Genomic DNA, 15,415 nt, shown 5'->3' on the forward strand with positions numbered 1-15,415 from the left:
GTCTTGATTGTTGCGCCAGCCGAACCGGCATGTCGGACCGGAATCGGCGGTCGGCAGGCCCCGCCGGGCATGCCGCGTTATGAAAAAGCCTTCCTGTCGGGCGATTTGCCCCAGTCCTGTCGGGCGGTTTGCCCCAATACGTCCGCCGCGTTATACCTTCGGCATCACGTCGTTGGCCACCAGCGACAATATTGGAACGATTGCAGGGATTTCAAGCATGACCGGGGTGACTGAAGCGCAAGTTCTGGAAGCATTGCGCGGGGTTGTGGACCCTGATCATGGCAAGAATGTGGTGGAACTCGGCATGGTTGGCGGCCTGGTTGTAAAGGGCAGCAATGTCGGTTTCGTGCTGGAGGTTGCGGCGAAGGACGGCGCCCGCAAGGAGCCTTTGCGCCGGGCCTGCGAAGCCGCCGTTTCCGCCCTCGCCGGCATCACCTCGGTCACCGCCGTTCTCACCGCCCAGACACAAGGTAAAGCGGCGCCGAAACCGGCAGCCCATGATCACCATGGCCACGATCATCACGGGCATGATCATGGGCATAGCCATGCCCCATCGCGCAATCCGGCGGCCCAGGCCCCCGCTGCCCAGCCTACCGTGGGCGAGCGGCCGGGCGTGCCGGGGATCAAGGCGATCATTGCCGTAGCCTCGGGCAAGGGCGGGGTCGGCAAATCCACCACCGCCGTCAACCTGGCGCTGGCGATGGCGCGCCAGGGCCGCAAGATCGGCATCCTGGATGCCGATATCTACGGCCCCTCGGTGCCGCGCATGCTGGGCATCACCGGCAAGCCGAACTCGCCCGATGGCAAGAAGCTTACGCCGCTGGAAGGCTGGGGCCTGCCGGCGATGTCGATGGGCTTTCTGGTGGCCGAGGATACGCCGATGATCTGGCGCGGTCCGATGGTGATGAGCGCGCTGGAGCAGATGCTGCGCGATGTCACCTGGGGCGAACTGGATGTGCTGGTGGTGGACATGCCGCCGGGTACCGGCGACGCCCAGCTTACCATGGCGCAGCGCGTGCCGCTGGCCGGTGCGGTGATCGTCTCGACGCCGCAGGACATCGCCCTGCTGGATGCGCGCAAGGGCCTCAACATGTTCCGCCGCGTCGATGTGCCGGTGCTCGGAATCATCGAGAATATGAGCTATTTCTGCTGCCCGAATTGCGGCCACCGCTCGGATATCTTCGCCCATGGCGGCGCGCGCCGGACGGCCGAGGAACTCGGCTGCGACTTCCTCGGCGAATTGCCGCTGGTGATGGCGATCCGCGAAACCTCGGACGGCGGCACGCCGATCGTGATGAGCCAGCCGGACAGCGCCGAGGCCAAGGCGTATGGCGCCATCGCGGCACAGGTACTGGCGAAGATCGAGCATGGCGCCGGCAAGGCTGCCGGGCCACGCATCGTCATTCAGTAGATCTCAGGGGTATTCAGTAAGCCTCAGCCCGGCAGTGCCTCGGCCGAATACTGCGCGGCGAATTCGGCGCTGGGCGGGATCGGCTTGATCACGTCGATCAGCACGCCATTGGGATCGGCAACGATGAAATGGCGCTGGCCGAACGGCTCGTCGCGCAGCGCCAGGCGCACATCCAGGCCCTCAGCGGTGGCGCGGGCATAGGCCGCATCCACATCCTCGACCTCGAAATTCAACAGCAGGCCACCCTTCAGCGGCGTGCGATAGCCTTCCGGGATCGTGCCATGGCCGGCATCCAGCACGGCCAGATGCACCGTTGCGTCATGGCGCGAGGTGAGATGCACATACCAATCGGCCTCGAAGGCCGGGGCGAAATCGAAATGCCGCTGGTAATAAGCCTGGGTGGCGGCAACGGACTCGGTGCAGATCACTGGATAGTAGCTGGTCAGTTTCACGGGAAACGCTCCTTTGGGATGAGAGTTACTAGGAATATTTTCAGCAAAATCGACGCGGAGAACCCTTTTTGTTTCACGTGAAACAGGGCACTCATTGGCTTTTGCATCGATTCCGGCGGCTTTTCGCTTTTCCTCTGGCAAAACCGCCCGGCCTCGCGTTACGATGAGATATACTTAACATACAGGCTGTATGTATGCAAGAAGAAAAGCAAGCGGCGTTCAAACCGGGGAAAAGTCCCAGCCAGGGCAAGCCGCCTAAACAGAGCAAGGCCGAGAAGCATGCCGCAACACGGGCCGCCCTGCTCGGCGTGGCGCGGCGGCTGTTTGCCGAGCGCGGCTATGCCGCCGCCGGCACCGAGGATGTGGTGCGCGAAGCCGCCGTGACGCGCGGCGCGCTGTATTATCACTTCGCCGACAAGCGGGCGCTGTTCGAGGCCCTGGTGGAGCAGGAAGCCGCCACCGTGCTGGCGGCGATCAATCAGGCCGCTGCGGATGCGCAAAGCCCGCTCGAAGCCTTGCAACAGGGCAGCCGCGCCTTCCTGGAAGCCTGCCTCGCCCCCGGCACGCGGCAGATTTATCTACTCGACGCGCCGTCAGTGCTCGGCTGGGCGCGCTGGCGCGAGATCGATGGCCGCCACGCCATGGGGGCGCTGCGCTTTGGCGTGGACGCGGCGGTGGCGGCCCTGCCGCCGGAGCGCCAGCTTTCGGCGGAAGCCCTCACCTACCTGCTTTCCGGCGCCATGAACGAAGCCGTGCTGTGGCTGGCCGAAGCCAGGGACGAACGCGCCGCCCAGGCCGCCTGCGAACGCGCGCTGGACCGGATTCTGGCGCTGCTGTTCGGGGCAAAAGACTGATTCACCCTTCCCTCTCCATGTCATACCCGCGCCAGCGGGGCCTCCACGCGTTGCTTTCTTTGTCACCCTCGCGAAGGCGAGGGTCCCATTTCAATCCGGCTTAAATGGGATACCCGCCTTCGCGGGCATGACTCAAAAAACGGCAGAATGGCGCATAACAGCTTCTCGATTGACAGCAACTAGCGCCCGGCCTTGTCGCCCGCCTTATGCTCCACCGTGCCCAGCGCATCAGCCAGCCGCAGCGTCGCGCTGCCGGGTTTGAGCGGCTGCTGCTGGTTCGGTGCCGGGCGCCAGCCGGTGAGCATGACCACCTCGAATGTCGCGGTGAGGCGGCCATCGGGGCCACTGAAACGCTCGGCATAGATTTCCGCCATGCGCAGCAAGGTGGCTCGCCGGGTGAAGCCACGGCGACGGTCGCGCAGCGCATTGCCCTCGCCCATGAAGCGCAGATCACGCAGCAGGGCGAACACATCGCCGTAGGTGACGTTGATACGCTCGGCATCGGCGACCGGCAAAGCAAAGCCGGCGCGCTGCAACAGCCCGGCACCATCATAGGTGGTCATCATCGGCGCCACATGCGGCGACACGCCGCCTTCAAGCTCGCTTTCCGCCTGTAGCCAGGCCTGGCGCAGTTCGGTGAGCGTTTCGCCGCCGAACACAGCCGCCAGAAACAGGCCATCGGGCTTCAGCGACCGCTGCAACTGGATCAGCGCGCCCGGCAGATCATTCACCCAATGCAGGTTGAGCAGGCTGATGACAAGATCGAATTTGCCGTCCGCCAGCGGCAGCAAATCTTCATCGGCAATGAAATCGGCGCCCTGCCCCACCAGCCGCTCTATCCCGCTGGCTGGATCAAGCCGGGGGCCAAGCCAATCCGGTGCGACGCCTTGCAGCAGCGCGAGCGGAAATTGGCGGCGAATATCGCCGAGGCGATCCAGCAGGCGGGCAGCGATTTCTGCATGCAGGAAATCATGGGCGGCGAAGCGCGCGGCGGCACGGCGGCGCTGGCGGCGCTTGGCTGCGGGATCGAAAATCAGCATAGTCTCGGGCATGCGCCCATTCTGCCACGGATAGCGGGGATAGTGCCATGGCGAGGCCGAAGCCCGCTGTAAAACGCAAGAAGATCAATCTGGCGCTGCAAGGCGGCGGCAGCCATGGCGCCTTCGCCTGGGGCGTGCTGGACCAGTTGCTGGAATCCGACCTGTTCGAGATTGAGGGCATCGTCGGCACGTCCGCCGGCGCCATGAATGCCGCCGTGCTGGCCCATGGCCTTGCCATCGGCGGCAACACCATGGCGCGCATCGAATTGCGCAAATTCTGGGAAGCGATCTCCGAGGCAGCACGATTCTCGCCGCTGCAACCAAGCTGGCTCGACCGCGTGATGCAGCCCGGCACGATGACCCATTCACCGGCCTACCTGATGTTCGACCTGCTGAGCCGGGTGCTGTCGCCCTACCAGCTCAACCCGACCAACGTGAATCCCTTGCGCGACGTGCTGGGCAGCATCCTGAAATGCGAGGATCTGCGCGGTTGCCGCCATGTGAAACTGTTCATCTGCGCCACCAATGTGCTGACCGGCAAGATCCGCGTATTCCAGAATGACGATGTCAGCATAGACGCGGTAATGGCCTCGGCCTGCCTGCCCTTCCTGTTCCAGGCGGTGGAGATCAACGGCGAGCATTTCTGGGATGGCGGCTATATGGGCAATCCGCCGATCTATCCGCTGATCTATGATTGCGACAGCCGCGACGTGGTGATCGTGCAGTTGAACCCGATCAAGATCGCCGAGGTGCCCAAGACCGCCCATGCGATCATGGACCGGATCAACACGCTGTCATTCAATTCCAGCCTGATGCGCGAAATGCGCGCGATCCATTTCGTCAGCAAGATCATCGACGACGGCTATGACGACAATGGCCGCCTCAAGCGCATGCTGATCCATACCGTGGATGCCGAGGCCGAACTGGCAGCACTGGGCGCCTCATCGAAATTCAACGCCGAGATGCCGTTCCTGGAAGAGCTCTACAACCTCGGCCGCCAGCGCGCCGCATTATTCATCCAGGCGCATTACGACAAGATCGGTGTCGAAAGCTCCACCGATATCGCCGAAAAATTCCTCTAAGCCTTTCCTTCTCGTCACCCTCGCGAAAGCGAGGGTCCCATTTATTATTTAAATGGGATACCCGCTTTCGCGGGTATGACATGTAGGGGAATATGAATAGGGTCAGACTTCAAGCCTTCGCTTGGCGCCACGCCGCGATGCAGGCATGGGCGCGCTGGCTTACCTCGGCGGGCGTGAAGCCCGGCTTGTAGAGCGAGGAACCCAGCCCGAAGCCGCTGGCCCCGGCGGCGATCCAGGGCGCCATGTTTTCCGCGCCGATGCCGCCGACCGGCAGCACCGGCAAGGCCGGCGGCAGCACAGCGCGCAGGCTTTTCAGCACCGCCGGACTGGCGGCCTCGGCGGGAAACAGCTTCAGGCCATCGGCGCCGGCATGGATGGCGGAAAAAGCTTCCGTCGGCGTGGCGACGCCCGGCAGCGCGGCAAGGCCGCGCTGCCTTGCCGCCTGCACGATATTGATATCGGCATGCGGCATCACGATCAGGCGGCCACCGCTCAAGGCCACCGCCTCCATCTGCGCAAGGTTCAGCACCGTGCCGGCGCCGATCAGCGCCTCGGCGCCGAAATGCTCGGCCAGCAACTGGATGCTTTCCAGCGGCTTGGGCGAATTCAGCGGCACTTCGATGATGCGGAAACCGGCGGCATAGAGCGCATCGCCGATGGCCAAGACTTCATCGGGCTTGACGCCGCGCAGGATGGCAATCAGCGGTGCGGCTTTCAGGGCGTCAGTAAGATTCATGGCAGCAACTTGCTCAAACGGTGCAGGCCGCGCGCGGCGGCATCAATCGGCGCGATTTCGGCATGGCGGCCAAGCAGGCGGGCGGCATCGGCATAGCGGATGCAAAGCCCCTGCTCGCCAACCAGCAGCAGGCGTGGGCTGGGCGGATGGTGGCGTAATTCATGGCCGATCAGCATACCGGAAAGATAGGCGCTGGCGGCTTCGCCCGACAGCTCGCCGAACAGGCCGCGCGCGCGCACGCCGAACAGATGATGCAGCAGGCCGCCGGCCTCGCCGCTGCGTGCCACGCCCTCGGCGAAAGCCTTGGTCTCTGGTTTAGTCTGCGGCTGCAACACGCTGGCGAGCAGGCCATGACGGCCAAGCAGCGCAAACAGTTCGCCGGAGAAATGCGTCGCGAAGCGGATGATGCGGCCGCCGCGCATGGTGACCGCCTTGCTATGGGTGCCGGGCAGGCAGAGATCGGCGTCGCCTTTCTCATCGGCCAGGCCAAATACCTGCATTTCCTCGCCACGGATCACATCGGGCACACCCTGCGCATCGCGGCAGGAAAGCCCGGGGCAGAACCACAGCTCTGCATCGCCCGGCCAGTCGATACGCCGCACCGCCTTGGCCATATCGGCAAGCGAGGCCGGGCAATCGATATAGGGCATTTCCACCCAGCCATTGCGGCTGCCGATCATGCCCGATGCCAGGATGCGGGTTTCACCCTCGCCGATCCAGTCGCCGACCTGACTCTGCAAGGCCGGGCCATGCTCGCCGGCTTCAAGCTGCGTGATGCCGAGCGGCGCGGAGCGGCGCTCCAGCACCCGGCTTTCGGCATCGAGCCGCCAGGCGCGGAAGCCGGTGCTGCCCCAATCGACGGTGATCAACGCGGTCAGGCCATGCGCTTAGGCCACCAGGCGGCGGCCGCTGCCGGCATCGAACAGATGCACGCGATCAAGCTGCGGCAGGAAATGCACTTCGGCGCCCGGCGCATAGCCGGTGCGTTCGGCGAACACGCCGCAGACCTGGGCGCCGGCCAGGGAGGCGTAGACGAAGGTGTTGGCGCCGGTCGGCTCCACCACTTCCACCTTCACCGGCAGGCCGCCGCTGCTGGCGGGCGAAAGATGCTCCGGCCGCACGCCATAGACCACGGCCTGGCCATCCTGGCCCACGGCATTGGGGCCGAGCGGCAGGTCGATGCCGGCGCCGGTGGCAACCCAGGCGCGGCCACCCTCACGGCGCAGCGTGCCTTCGATCAGGTTGATGGCGGGCGAACCGATGAAGCCGGCAACGAAAAGATTCGCCGGGGTATCGTAGAGTTCCAGCGGCGAGCCGATCTGCTCGACGATGCCGTCATGCATCACCACGATGCGGTCGGCCATGGTCATGGCCTCGATCTGGTCATGCGTCACATAGATCGAGGTGGTCTTGAGCTGCTGATGCAGCGCCTTGATCTCGGTGCGCATCTGTACGCGCAGCTTGGCATCCAGGTTGGACAGCGGCTCGTCGAACAGGAATACCTGCGGGTTGCGCACGATGGCGCGGCCCATGGCGACACGCTGGCGCTGGCCGCCGGAAAGCTGCTTCGGATAGCGGTCGAGATACTGGCCAAGGCCGAGGATGCCGGCGGCAGTGGCCACCCGGCTGTCGATCTCGCTCTTGTCGGCTTTGCGCAGTTTCAGCGAGAAGCCCATATTGTCGCGCACCGTCATATGCGGATAGAGCGCATAATTCTGGAACACCATGGCGATGTCGCGGTCCTTCGGCGGCACCTCGTTCACCACCGCATCGCCGATGGAGATGGTGCCGTCGGTAATCGCCTCCAGGCCGGCAATCATGCGCAGCAGCGTGGATTTGCCGCAGCCCGAGGGGCCGACCAGCACAACGAATTCGCCATCGGGAATGGCAACGTCGATGCCCCGGATCACCTCAAGGGCACCATATTTCTTGCGAACCTGCTGCACTGTCACGCTAGCCATGATCTGGTCCCTATTCCCTGTCTTTTATTTTTCTGTCGCCAACGTGGCATCTTATATATCAGCTTAGCGAAACCTCGCCGCAGTGCCAAGCCTCAAATGGCCGCACCGACCTGATTTGACTCGCCTTGCAGTAAAGCGGCTGCGCAATTTTTACTAAAACCGGCGCCGTGATTACATCACAGCGCCGATATCACATGACCGCACCAATATGCCACGGCGCGAATTCCTCCTCGCCGAAACCAAGTGCCTCGCTCTTGCTCGGCTTGCCGCTGGCGGTATCGAGGATGAGCTGGAAGATGCGCCGGCCCAGCGCCTCCAGATTCTCGCTGCCTTCGACCACGGTGCCGCAATTGATATCCATATCCTCGGTCATGCGCGCATACAGCTCGCTGTTGGTGGCGAGTTTCAGCGACGGCGACGGGCGGCAGCCGAAGACCGAGCCACGCCCGGTGGTGAAGCAGACCACATTGGCGCCGCCCGCCACCTGGCCGGTGGCCGAGACCGGATCGTAGCCCGGGCTGTCCATGAACACGAAGCCGCGCGCCGTGGCCGCCTCGGCATAACGGTAGACTTCAACCAGATTGGTGGAGCCGGCCTTGGCCGAGGCGCCGAGGGATTTTTCCAGAATAGTCGTGAGGCCACCGGCCTTGTTGCCCGGCGAGGGATTGTTGTCCATCTCGCCGCCATTGCGCTCGGTATAGTCGCGCCACCAGCCCATCAGGTCGACCAGTTTCTGGCCGACTGCCGGTGTGACCGCGCGGCGGGTGAGCAGATGCTCAGCGCCATAGGTTTCCGGCGTCTCTGAAAGGATCACCGTGCCGCCATGGCGCACGATCAGATCGGAAGCAACGCCCAGCGCCGGATTGGCCGAGATGCCGGAATAGCCATCCGAGCCACCGCATTGCAGGCCGATGGTGAGGAAGCTGGCCGGCACCGGTTCGCGCGTCGCCTTGTTGGCTTCGGGCAGCAATTCCTGCACCTTGGCCATCGCCGCCTGCACCGTCTTGGCGGTGCCGCCGGTATCCTGGATCGTCAGCGTGTGCAGATGCGGGCCACGCTCCAGGCCTTCCGCCTTCAGCAGCGCATCGATCTGGTTGCCCTCGCAGCCCAGGCCAATGACGATGACGGAATGGAAATTCGGATGCCGCGCATAGCCGGCGATGGTGCGGCGGAGCACATCGATGCCCTCGCCCTGGGTATTCAGGCCGCAGCCGAGCTTATGGGTGAGCGCCACCACGCCATCGACATTGGGAAAATCGGCCAGCGGATTGCTGCCGGTGAAGGGATTGGCACGGAAGGCATCGGCGACATATTTCGCGGCGGTAGCTGAGCAATTCACCGTGGTGAGGATGCCGATATAGTTCCGCGTTGCAACGCGGCCATCGGGGCGCTTGATGCCCATGAACGTCGCCTGCGGCTCGGCGAAGGCCGTGGGCTTCACCGCCTGAGAGAAGGCATAGTCACGCTGGAAATCGCCCATGCCCATATTGTGGGTATGCACATGGCGGCCGGGCTGCACGGCCTGGGTGGCGAAGCCGATGATCTGGCCATAGCGCGTCACGGCATCGCCCGGCGAAATCGCGCGCACCGCCAGCTTGTGGCCGGCAGGCACCGGCTCGGCGGTGACGACATTCTCGCCCGGGATCGAAGTGCCGACGGCCAGCGCCGAGCGGGCAATCACCACATTGTCATCCGGGTGCAGGCGGATCACGGGACCGGCAGTCATGACAGGCTCCTACTTAATGGTTGTGACGCGGCACACCGAAGGTTTCATCGACCTTCTGATAGCCGGTAGCGAAATCCATGCAGCCGCCGGTCGAAAGCTGGCCCACGGTCTTGCGGTGCAGTTCCTGCCACGGCGTGGCATTGACCAGATTTGGCGGAGTCCAGGCCTTGCGGCGGCGTTCCAGTTCCTCTGCCGAAATCATGATATCGGCGGAACGCTTATTGAGGTCGATGCGCACGCGGTCGCCGGTCTCAAGCAGCGCAAGGCCGCCGCCCACCGCCGCTTCCGGCGATGCATTGAGGATCGAGGGCGAACCAGACGTGCCGCTCTGGCGGCCATCGCCGATGCAGGGCAGCAGCAGCACCCCCTGCTTCACCAGGCGATCCGGCGGCAGCATGTTCACCACTTCCGCCGAGCCGGGATAGCCGACCGGGCCGCTATTGCGGATGATCAGGATGGCATTCTCATCTATGGGGAGCGACGGATCGTTGATGCGGTGGTGGTAATCCTCCGGCCCCTCGAACACGATGGCGGTGCCTTCGAAGGCGCCCTCGTCGCCCTTGCGTTCAAGGAAATGCTTGCGGAATTCCGGCGAGATCACCGAGGTTTTCATCACTGCGGAATCAAACAGCGTGCCACCCAGCACCAGGAAGCCGGCTTCAGGCAGCAAAGGCTTGCCATAGGGCATGATCACATCCGGGTTGCCGTTCTTGGCATTCTTTACATTCTCGCCCATCGTCTTGCCGTTGATGGTGAGAGCATCGCCATGCAGCTTGCCGGCTTCGAGCAATTCGCGCATCACGGCCGGCACGCCACCGGCGCGATGGAAGGATTCACCCAGATATTTGCCGGCTGGCATGCAATTCACCAGCAGCGGGATATCGTAGCCGACGCGGTCCCATTCCTTCACATCCAGATCGACGCCGATATGGCGCGCGATGGCATTGATATGCGGCGGGCAATTGGTGGAGGCGCCAAGAGCGGAGGCCGCAACGATGGCATTCTCGAATGCTTCGCGGGTCAGCACCTTGGACGGGCGCAGATCCTCATGCACGATTTCAACGGCGCGGCGGCCGGTCTCATAAGCCATCTGGGCGCGCTCGCGGTAGGGCGCCGGTATAGCAGCGCAGCCGGGCAGCGACATGCCAAGGGCTTCCGCCAGGCTATTCATCGACAGCGCCGTGCCCATGGTGTTGCAATGGCCCGGGCTCGGCGCCGAGGAAGCCACCATCTCAAGGAATTCATCATAATTGATGCGGCCGGCGGCGAGTTCCTGGCGCGCGAACCACACCACGGTGCCCGACCCGGCAAGCTGGCCGTTGTAATGCCCATCCAGCATCGGGCCGCCCGAGAGCACGATGGCCGGGATGTTCACGGTGGCCGCTGCCATCAGCAGGGCCGGCGTGGTCTTGTCGCAGCCGGTGGTGAGCACCACGCCATCCAGCGGATAGCCATGCAGCAATTCCACCAGGGTCAGGTAGGCGAGGTTGCGGTCCAGCGCGGCGGTGGGACGGCGGCCGGTTTCCTGGATCGGATGGGTGGGGAATTCCAGCGGCAGGCCGCCGGCATCGCGGATGCCATCGCGGATGCGCGAGGCGAGATCGAGATGGTGGCGGTTGCAGGGCGAAAGGTCGCTGCCCGATTGCGCGATGCCGATGATCGGCTTGGTGCCGCGCAATTCGCCGAGCGTGAGGCCGTAATTGAGATAGCGTTCCAGATACAGCGCGGTCATGCCCGGATCATCGGGATTATCGAACCATTCGCGGCTGCGCAGGCGCTTCTTGTCGTTCTGGGGCTTGCTGGTCACTGGTTTCACTCCCGGTAGGTTTTATGTTTTTTTCACAAGCTGCTCGCGATGCAGCACGAACAGGCCACTGGCAACAATGATGCCGGCGCCAAGCAGCATGCCGCCGGTGGGGATATCGCCGAAGAAGATCCAGCCAAGCAGGATGGCCCAGAGCAGCGATGTATACTGATACGGCATCACCACACTGGCCGGAGACAGCTTCAAGGACTGATTCATGCAGACATGCGCCGAGGTGGCGACCACGCCGATCAGCCCGAGCAAAGCCAGTGTAACCAGATCAAGCGCTTCCCAGCCCCAGGGCAGGCTGGCGAGGCCGAACAGGCCGACGCCGACGGTATGCCAGGCGATCAGCGTGAGGTTGCTCGACGCGCGCAATTGCCGCGTCGTCACCATCAGCAGCGCATAGGCGACGGCGCCGAACAGCGCGATCAGTGCCGGCGCGGTGAATACGCCGCCCTCGGGCCGCAGCACCAGCAGCACGCCGATGAAGCCGACGCCCACGGCAAGGCCACGGCGCCAGCCGACGCGTTCGCCGAGCAGCGGGATCGCCAGGATCGTGACGATCAAGGGTGCCGCCTGATACACGCTCATCACGTCGGCCAGCGGCAGGTGCCGCACGGCCATGTAGAAGGCCGCGACTTCCACCACGATCAGCGCCAGCCGCAGGCTGTGGCGGCCCGGCTGCTCAACCACGAATACCTTGCGCCAGCCGGCGCGGTGGATCATTGGCGCCAGGATGATGAAGGCCGCCGCCGAGCGGATGAACAGCAGCTGCCCGACCGCGACACTGACTACCAGCCATTTGCCGAGCGCGTCATTGAAAGTGAACAGCGCCGTGCCCAACAGCATGAAGCCGATGCCCTGCAATAATGCACGGTCCATGGGGGCGGGCTCCATCGGAGCCGCCGCCTCGCCTGCTCTCTGTTCAGCCAAGGTCGCCGCCTTCTTCCGACAGCGCCCGGAAATCGCGCGAGGCGGCACGGATATGACCGCCCAGCACGGTGAGCGCCTTGGCCTTCTCATTCGCCTTGAGCAGCTTGACGATGCTCAAATGCTCGGCCAGCGACACTTCGATGCTGCGGTCACGCTGCGTCACATGGGCGCGCAAAGCCTGGATTTTCATCTCAAGCTGGCTATGGGCATTGAGCAGATAGGAATTCTGCGCCCGCTGCAGGATCTGGCGATGATAATCGGTATCGATGCGGCGATAGCTGGAAAGATCATTCTCCTCCAGCGCCTTCACCATCTTCTTGGCGCGCTGCTCCAGCGCCACCAGCAGGCCGGGTTCGTCATTCTCGATGGCGCTGCGCAACGCCGCAGTCTCAAGGATGATGCGGTATTCGCAGAATTCCTCCATCTCCTTCGGATTCATGGTGAACACGAAGGAGCCGCGCTGCGGCTGGATATCCACCAAGCCTTCCAGCTTCAATTGCAGCAGGGCCTCGCGCACCGGCGTCTTGGAAATGCCAAGCTGAGCCGCCAGCACATTCTCCGACAGCGCCTCGCCCAGTTTCAGTTCGCCGTCGATGATGCGGGTGCGGATATGCTCTTTGACCAATTCGGTGAGCGACTTGGGGCGTTCGATGGTGCCGGCGCGCAACGGCTTGGCCTTGGCCATGACGGCCTCCTGAGACTGACGGATTCTTGACGTTGCGCGACCCTAGCAGGCGGCCCCGAAGCCCACAAGTCGTATCTGATATGTAAGAAACCGGTTGCCCCTAAGCCACTGATTGCGCTAGGAAGGAGCCGGGAGGCCGGTATGAACCTGGATATTCTGTGCCTGGGCGAGGCGATGGTCGAGTTCAACCAGACCGGCGGCCCGGACAGCGACCAATACCTGCGCGATTTCGGCGGCGACACCTCGAACTGTGCCATCGCGGCGGCGCGCCAGGGCGCCAGGGTCGGCTATCTCACCCTGGTCGGCGATGATCCCTTCGGCGCCCTGCTGCTCGACCTGTGGCAGCGCGAGGGCGTCGATACCGCCGGCGTGGCGAAACGCGCCGATGCCCCCACCGGCATCTATTTCGTCACCCATGGCAAGGCCGGCCATACCTTCAGCTATTACCGCAAGGGCTCGGCCGCCAGCCGCATGCTGCCCGCCGACCTGCCGCCGGGCCGCATTGCGGCGGCCAGCATCCTGCATGTTTCCGGCATCAGCCTTGGCGTCTCGACCGACCTGCGCGCCACCAGCTTCGCCGCCATGGCCGAAGCCAAGAAACTCGGCCGCCGTGTCTCTTTCGATACCAACCTGCGGCTCAAGCTCTGGCCGCTCGATCTGGCGCGCGAGGAAACCCATCGCGCCGCGGCCCTGGCCGATATCCTGCTGCCCAGCCTGGAAGATGCCCGCGCGCTTTCCGGCCTGGAACAGCCGGAATCGATCCTGGATTTCTACCACCAGCTTGGCGGCGCCCTGGTGGTGCTGAAATGCGGTGCTGCCGGCGTGCTGCTGCGCCTGAAGGACGGCAGCCGCTGGCGCGTGCCGGGCCACAGCGTGCCGAGCGTGGATGCCACCGGCGCCGGCGACTGCTTCGATGGCGCCTTCCTCACCGAGATCGCGCGCGGCGCCAGCCCGCCGGAAGCCGCCGCCTATGCCAACACGGCAGCCGCCCTCACCACCATCGGCTATGGCGCCGTAGGCCCGATCCCGCGCCGCGCCGCCGTGGAGGAATTCTTCCGCTCGGTCGGCAGCCCGAAGCCGGAAGCATTTTGAGCGGCGAACAATATCGTCATGGTCCGCGGAGGCGGACCATCCACGCGTTCTTTTTCACACAGAAAACAGGAAACTCGTGGATGCCCCGCCTGCGCGGGGCATGACGTGTAGGGTTGGGCGTCACTTCACCACGGTGAACTGGATGCCGAACCAGCGGCAGCGGCCGCGCGGTAAAGCAAGAAAGGTTGTGGAATGTGGCTAGCCTCCAATAAGATGGCCGCAGTTACTAGCCGCTTCGTTTGCTCAATGTTTTTAAATTTTTCACCCCGTTGCCGTGTCTGAAAGCGCCAGCAACATCATTTCAGGGGCACGTTATGGCAAGAGGACTTTTCCAGCTTTCCACCTTATTCCGGCCATGGGACAGACACGCCTATTGGTGCGTGATCTGCTGTATTCTCTGGTCCTGCCTTTGCCCGGCATCGGCGCTGCCCCAGCCGGCTGTAAATCCCCCTCAGATCAGGCTCGTTGCCACATTTGACCACCCACAAAGCACAGATTTGTCTTGGAGTGCAGATGGCCAGTATTTGGCTACGTCAGGGCTCTCTGGCATCTTAAAAAAAGGGTTGTTTGAAAAGAATATCAACCTGCCAACCATTGCCGTGTGGGATGTCGCCAACAAGAAGCTGCTGCAGTCTTACCCTAGAAAGGGTGCCCGCCCTTTTGTTGCCCTTATTGGGCAGGGGCCACAAATACTCGGGTTCTCGCCAACGGCCTCAGGTTGGGATACTGGAATCGCCTTCTCTATATGGGATGCCGGAGCCGGAGAAGCTCCCAAGCATATAGCTGGTCCGGCATCCGCGGATAATCCGCGAGCATATGTAGACAATCAGCCCAGGTCATTTGCTTACAATTTTTTGACCGGTCGCGTGATTGTTGCCCATGGACAAGGCAATGCCGTTTTTCTCTACAATGTGTCGGATTGGTCGCGGAAGGCGATTGTCTTGCAGGGTTTACGGCCACACAATCTTTCCTTCAGCCCTGATGGCAGGCACTTAGCCTTCGGCGATCAATCGCGCCATGAAATCATTGAACTGTCCTCCGGGAAGCAAATAGTCAGCTTCTATCCATTCGACACTGTATCGAATTCAACGGCCTGGAGCCCAGACGGCAGAAGAATAGCCTTCATCAAAAGTTTTATTGGCGGCATCAAGGCATCCGCTCCCTCGGATATCAAGGTCTGGGATGCCGTCACGGGTAGATCATTGCATGACTATATGGGGGATTTTTCTGGCTCCGCCCTGGTGAGCAATGGGCGGGCAATAACCTGGAGCTTTGATGGCCGCTTCATTGCCACGAGCACCTTCGACCGTATTGTCCGGCTGTGGCATGCAGACAGGCCCGAACTTGCCGCAGAGGTTTCGCGAGAGAAATCTTCGGGGAGTGGTATCGCATTTTCGCCAACGGCCAATTTACTTGCAATCGCCAGTCATGAGGCGGTGAAGATATTTGAAATCAAATAGGGCTACCGCCAAACCTACCAGCGGCGGGCTTCCTCCGCTCAGTCGGCAGCCGGAAGCCGGAAGCGTTTTAAGCGGTGAACAATACCGTCATGGTCCGCACAGGCGGACCATCCACGCGTTCTGTTTTTTTGCTTAAGGAAAATACTCGTGGATGCCCCGCCTGCGCGGGGCATGAC

14 protein-coding genes are annotated in these 15,415 nt (G+C 63.1%); 5 read left to right on the forward strand and 9 right to left on the reverse strand.

Annotated features, from left to right (window positions below; all coding sequences use genetic code 11):
- Nucleotides 1–217: 217 nt before the first annotated feature.
- Complete coding sequence (gene apbC / locus ACQY7X_RS01005; RefSeq protein WP_428247974.1) at nucleotides 218–1,411, forward strand: iron-sulfur cluster carrier protein ApbC; 1,194 nt, start codon at nucleotides 218–220, stop codon at nucleotides 1,409–1,411.
- A gap of 23 nt (nucleotides 1,412–1,434) precedes the next feature.
- Here apbC and ACQY7X_RS01010 read toward each other — a convergent pair whose 3' ends face one another.
- The gene (locus tag ACQY7X_RS01010) at nucleotides 1,435–1,863 is read right to left on the reverse strand and encodes a VOC family protein (protein ID WP_428247975.1); all 429 of its coding nucleotides are present in this window, start codon (nucleotides 1,861–1,863) and stop codon (nucleotides 1,435–1,437) included.
- Nucleotides 1,864–2,057: 194 nt separating this feature from the next.
- Here ACQY7X_RS01010 and ACQY7X_RS01015 point away from each other — a divergent pair, with 194 nt between their 5' ends.
- Nucleotides 2,058–2,717 carry a TetR/AcrR family transcriptional regulator gene (locus ACQY7X_RS01015; RefSeq protein ID WP_428247976.1) on the forward strand — a complete coding sequence of 220 codons (660 nt, stop codon included), beginning with the start codon at nucleotides 2,058–2,060 and terminating at the stop codon, nucleotides 2,715–2,717.
- Between the two features lie 179 nt (nucleotides 2,718–2,896).
- On the opposite strand, the gene ACQY7X_RS01020 is transcribed toward ACQY7X_RS01015, so the two are convergent.
- Nucleotides 2,897–3,769: a methyltransferase domain-containing protein gene (locus ACQY7X_RS01020; protein ID WP_428247977.1), complete on the reverse strand. Its 873-nt coding sequence runs from the start codon at nucleotides 3,767–3,769 to the stop codon at nucleotides 2,897–2,899.
- 35 nt (nucleotides 3,770–3,804) lie between these two features.
- Between ACQY7X_RS01020 and ACQY7X_RS01025 the strand changes: the two genes are divergently transcribed.
- A complete protein-coding gene (locus ACQY7X_RS01025) occupies nucleotides 3,805–4,839 on the forward strand; it encodes a patatin-like phospholipase family protein (RefSeq protein WP_428247978.1) in 1,035 nt (344 codons plus the stop codon).
- 109 nt (nucleotides 4,840–4,948) lie between these two features.
- Here ACQY7X_RS01025 and ACQY7X_RS01030 read toward each other — a convergent pair whose 3' ends face one another.
- The 7 genes from ACQY7X_RS01030 to ACQY7X_RS01060 form a co-directional block, all read right to left on the reverse strand.
- Nucleotides 4,949–5,575, reverse strand: coding sequence for a 2-dehydro-3-deoxy-6-phosphogalactonate aldolase (locus ACQY7X_RS01030; protein WP_428247979.1), 627 nt, complete (start codon nucleotides 5,573–5,575; stop codon nucleotides 4,949–4,951).
- Nucleotides 5,572–6,444 carry a 2-dehydro-3-deoxygalactonokinase gene (locus ACQY7X_RS01035; RefSeq protein WP_428247980.1) on the reverse strand — a complete coding sequence of 291 codons (873 nt, stop codon included), beginning with the start codon at nucleotides 6,442–6,444 and terminating at the stop codon, nucleotides 5,572–5,574. The genes ACQY7X_RS01030 and ACQY7X_RS01035 overlap by 4 nt, the downstream gene beginning before the upstream one ends.
- 18 nt (nucleotides 6,445–6,462) lie before the next feature.
- Nucleotides 6,463–7,536 (reverse strand): ABC transporter ATP-binding protein, encoded by a 1,074-nt coding sequence (locus ACQY7X_RS01040; RefSeq protein WP_428247981.1) that lies wholly within the window; start codon nucleotides 7,534–7,536, stop codon nucleotides 6,463–6,465.
- Nucleotides 7,537–7,726: 190 nt separating this feature from the next.
- Nucleotides 7,727–9,262: a UxaA family hydrolase gene (locus ACQY7X_RS01045; RefSeq protein WP_428247982.1), complete on the reverse strand. Its 1,536-nt coding sequence runs from the start codon at nucleotides 9,260–9,262 to the stop codon at nucleotides 7,727–7,729.
- 13 nt (nucleotides 9,263–9,275) lie between these two features.
- Nucleotides 9,276–11,069 (reverse strand): IlvD/Edd family dehydratase, encoded by a 1,794-nt coding sequence (locus tag ACQY7X_RS01050; RefSeq protein ID WP_428247983.1) that lies wholly within the window; start codon nucleotides 11,067–11,069, stop codon nucleotides 9,276–9,278.
- 21 nt (nucleotides 11,070–11,090) lie between these two features.
- Entirely contained in the window at nucleotides 11,091–11,951 is an 861-nt protein-coding gene (locus ACQY7X_RS01055; RefSeq protein WP_428247984.1) for a DMT family transporter, read from the reverse strand.
- Between the two features lie 43 nt (nucleotides 11,952–11,994).
- Nucleotides 11,995–12,687: a GntR family transcriptional regulator gene (locus tag ACQY7X_RS01060; protein ID WP_428247985.1), complete on the reverse strand. Its 693-nt coding sequence runs from the start codon at nucleotides 12,685–12,687 to the stop codon at nucleotides 11,995–11,997.
- A gap of 141 nt (nucleotides 12,688–12,828) precedes the next feature.
- Between ACQY7X_RS01060 and ACQY7X_RS01065 the strand changes: the two genes are divergently transcribed.
- Both ACQY7X_RS01065 and ACQY7X_RS01070 read left to right on the forward strand, forming a co-directional pair.
- On the forward strand, nucleotides 12,829–13,779 hold the full coding sequence (locus ACQY7X_RS01065) for a sugar kinase (RefSeq protein ID WP_428247986.1): 951 nt from the start codon (nucleotides 12,829–12,831) through the stop codon (nucleotides 13,777–13,779).
- Nucleotides 13,780–14,018: 239 nt separating this feature from the next.
- Entirely contained in the window at nucleotides 14,019–15,239 is a 1,221-nt protein-coding gene (locus ACQY7X_RS01070) for a WD40 repeat domain-containing protein (RefSeq protein ID WP_428247987.1), read from the forward strand.
- The last annotated feature ends 176 nt before the right edge of the window (nucleotides 15,240–15,415 follow it).

Origin of the sequence: Ferrovibrio sp., assembly GCF_965278975.1 — a bacterium.
Taxonomy (GTDB): Bacteria; Pseudomonadota; Alphaproteobacteria; order Ferrovibrionales; family Ferrovibrionaceae; genus Ferrovibrio.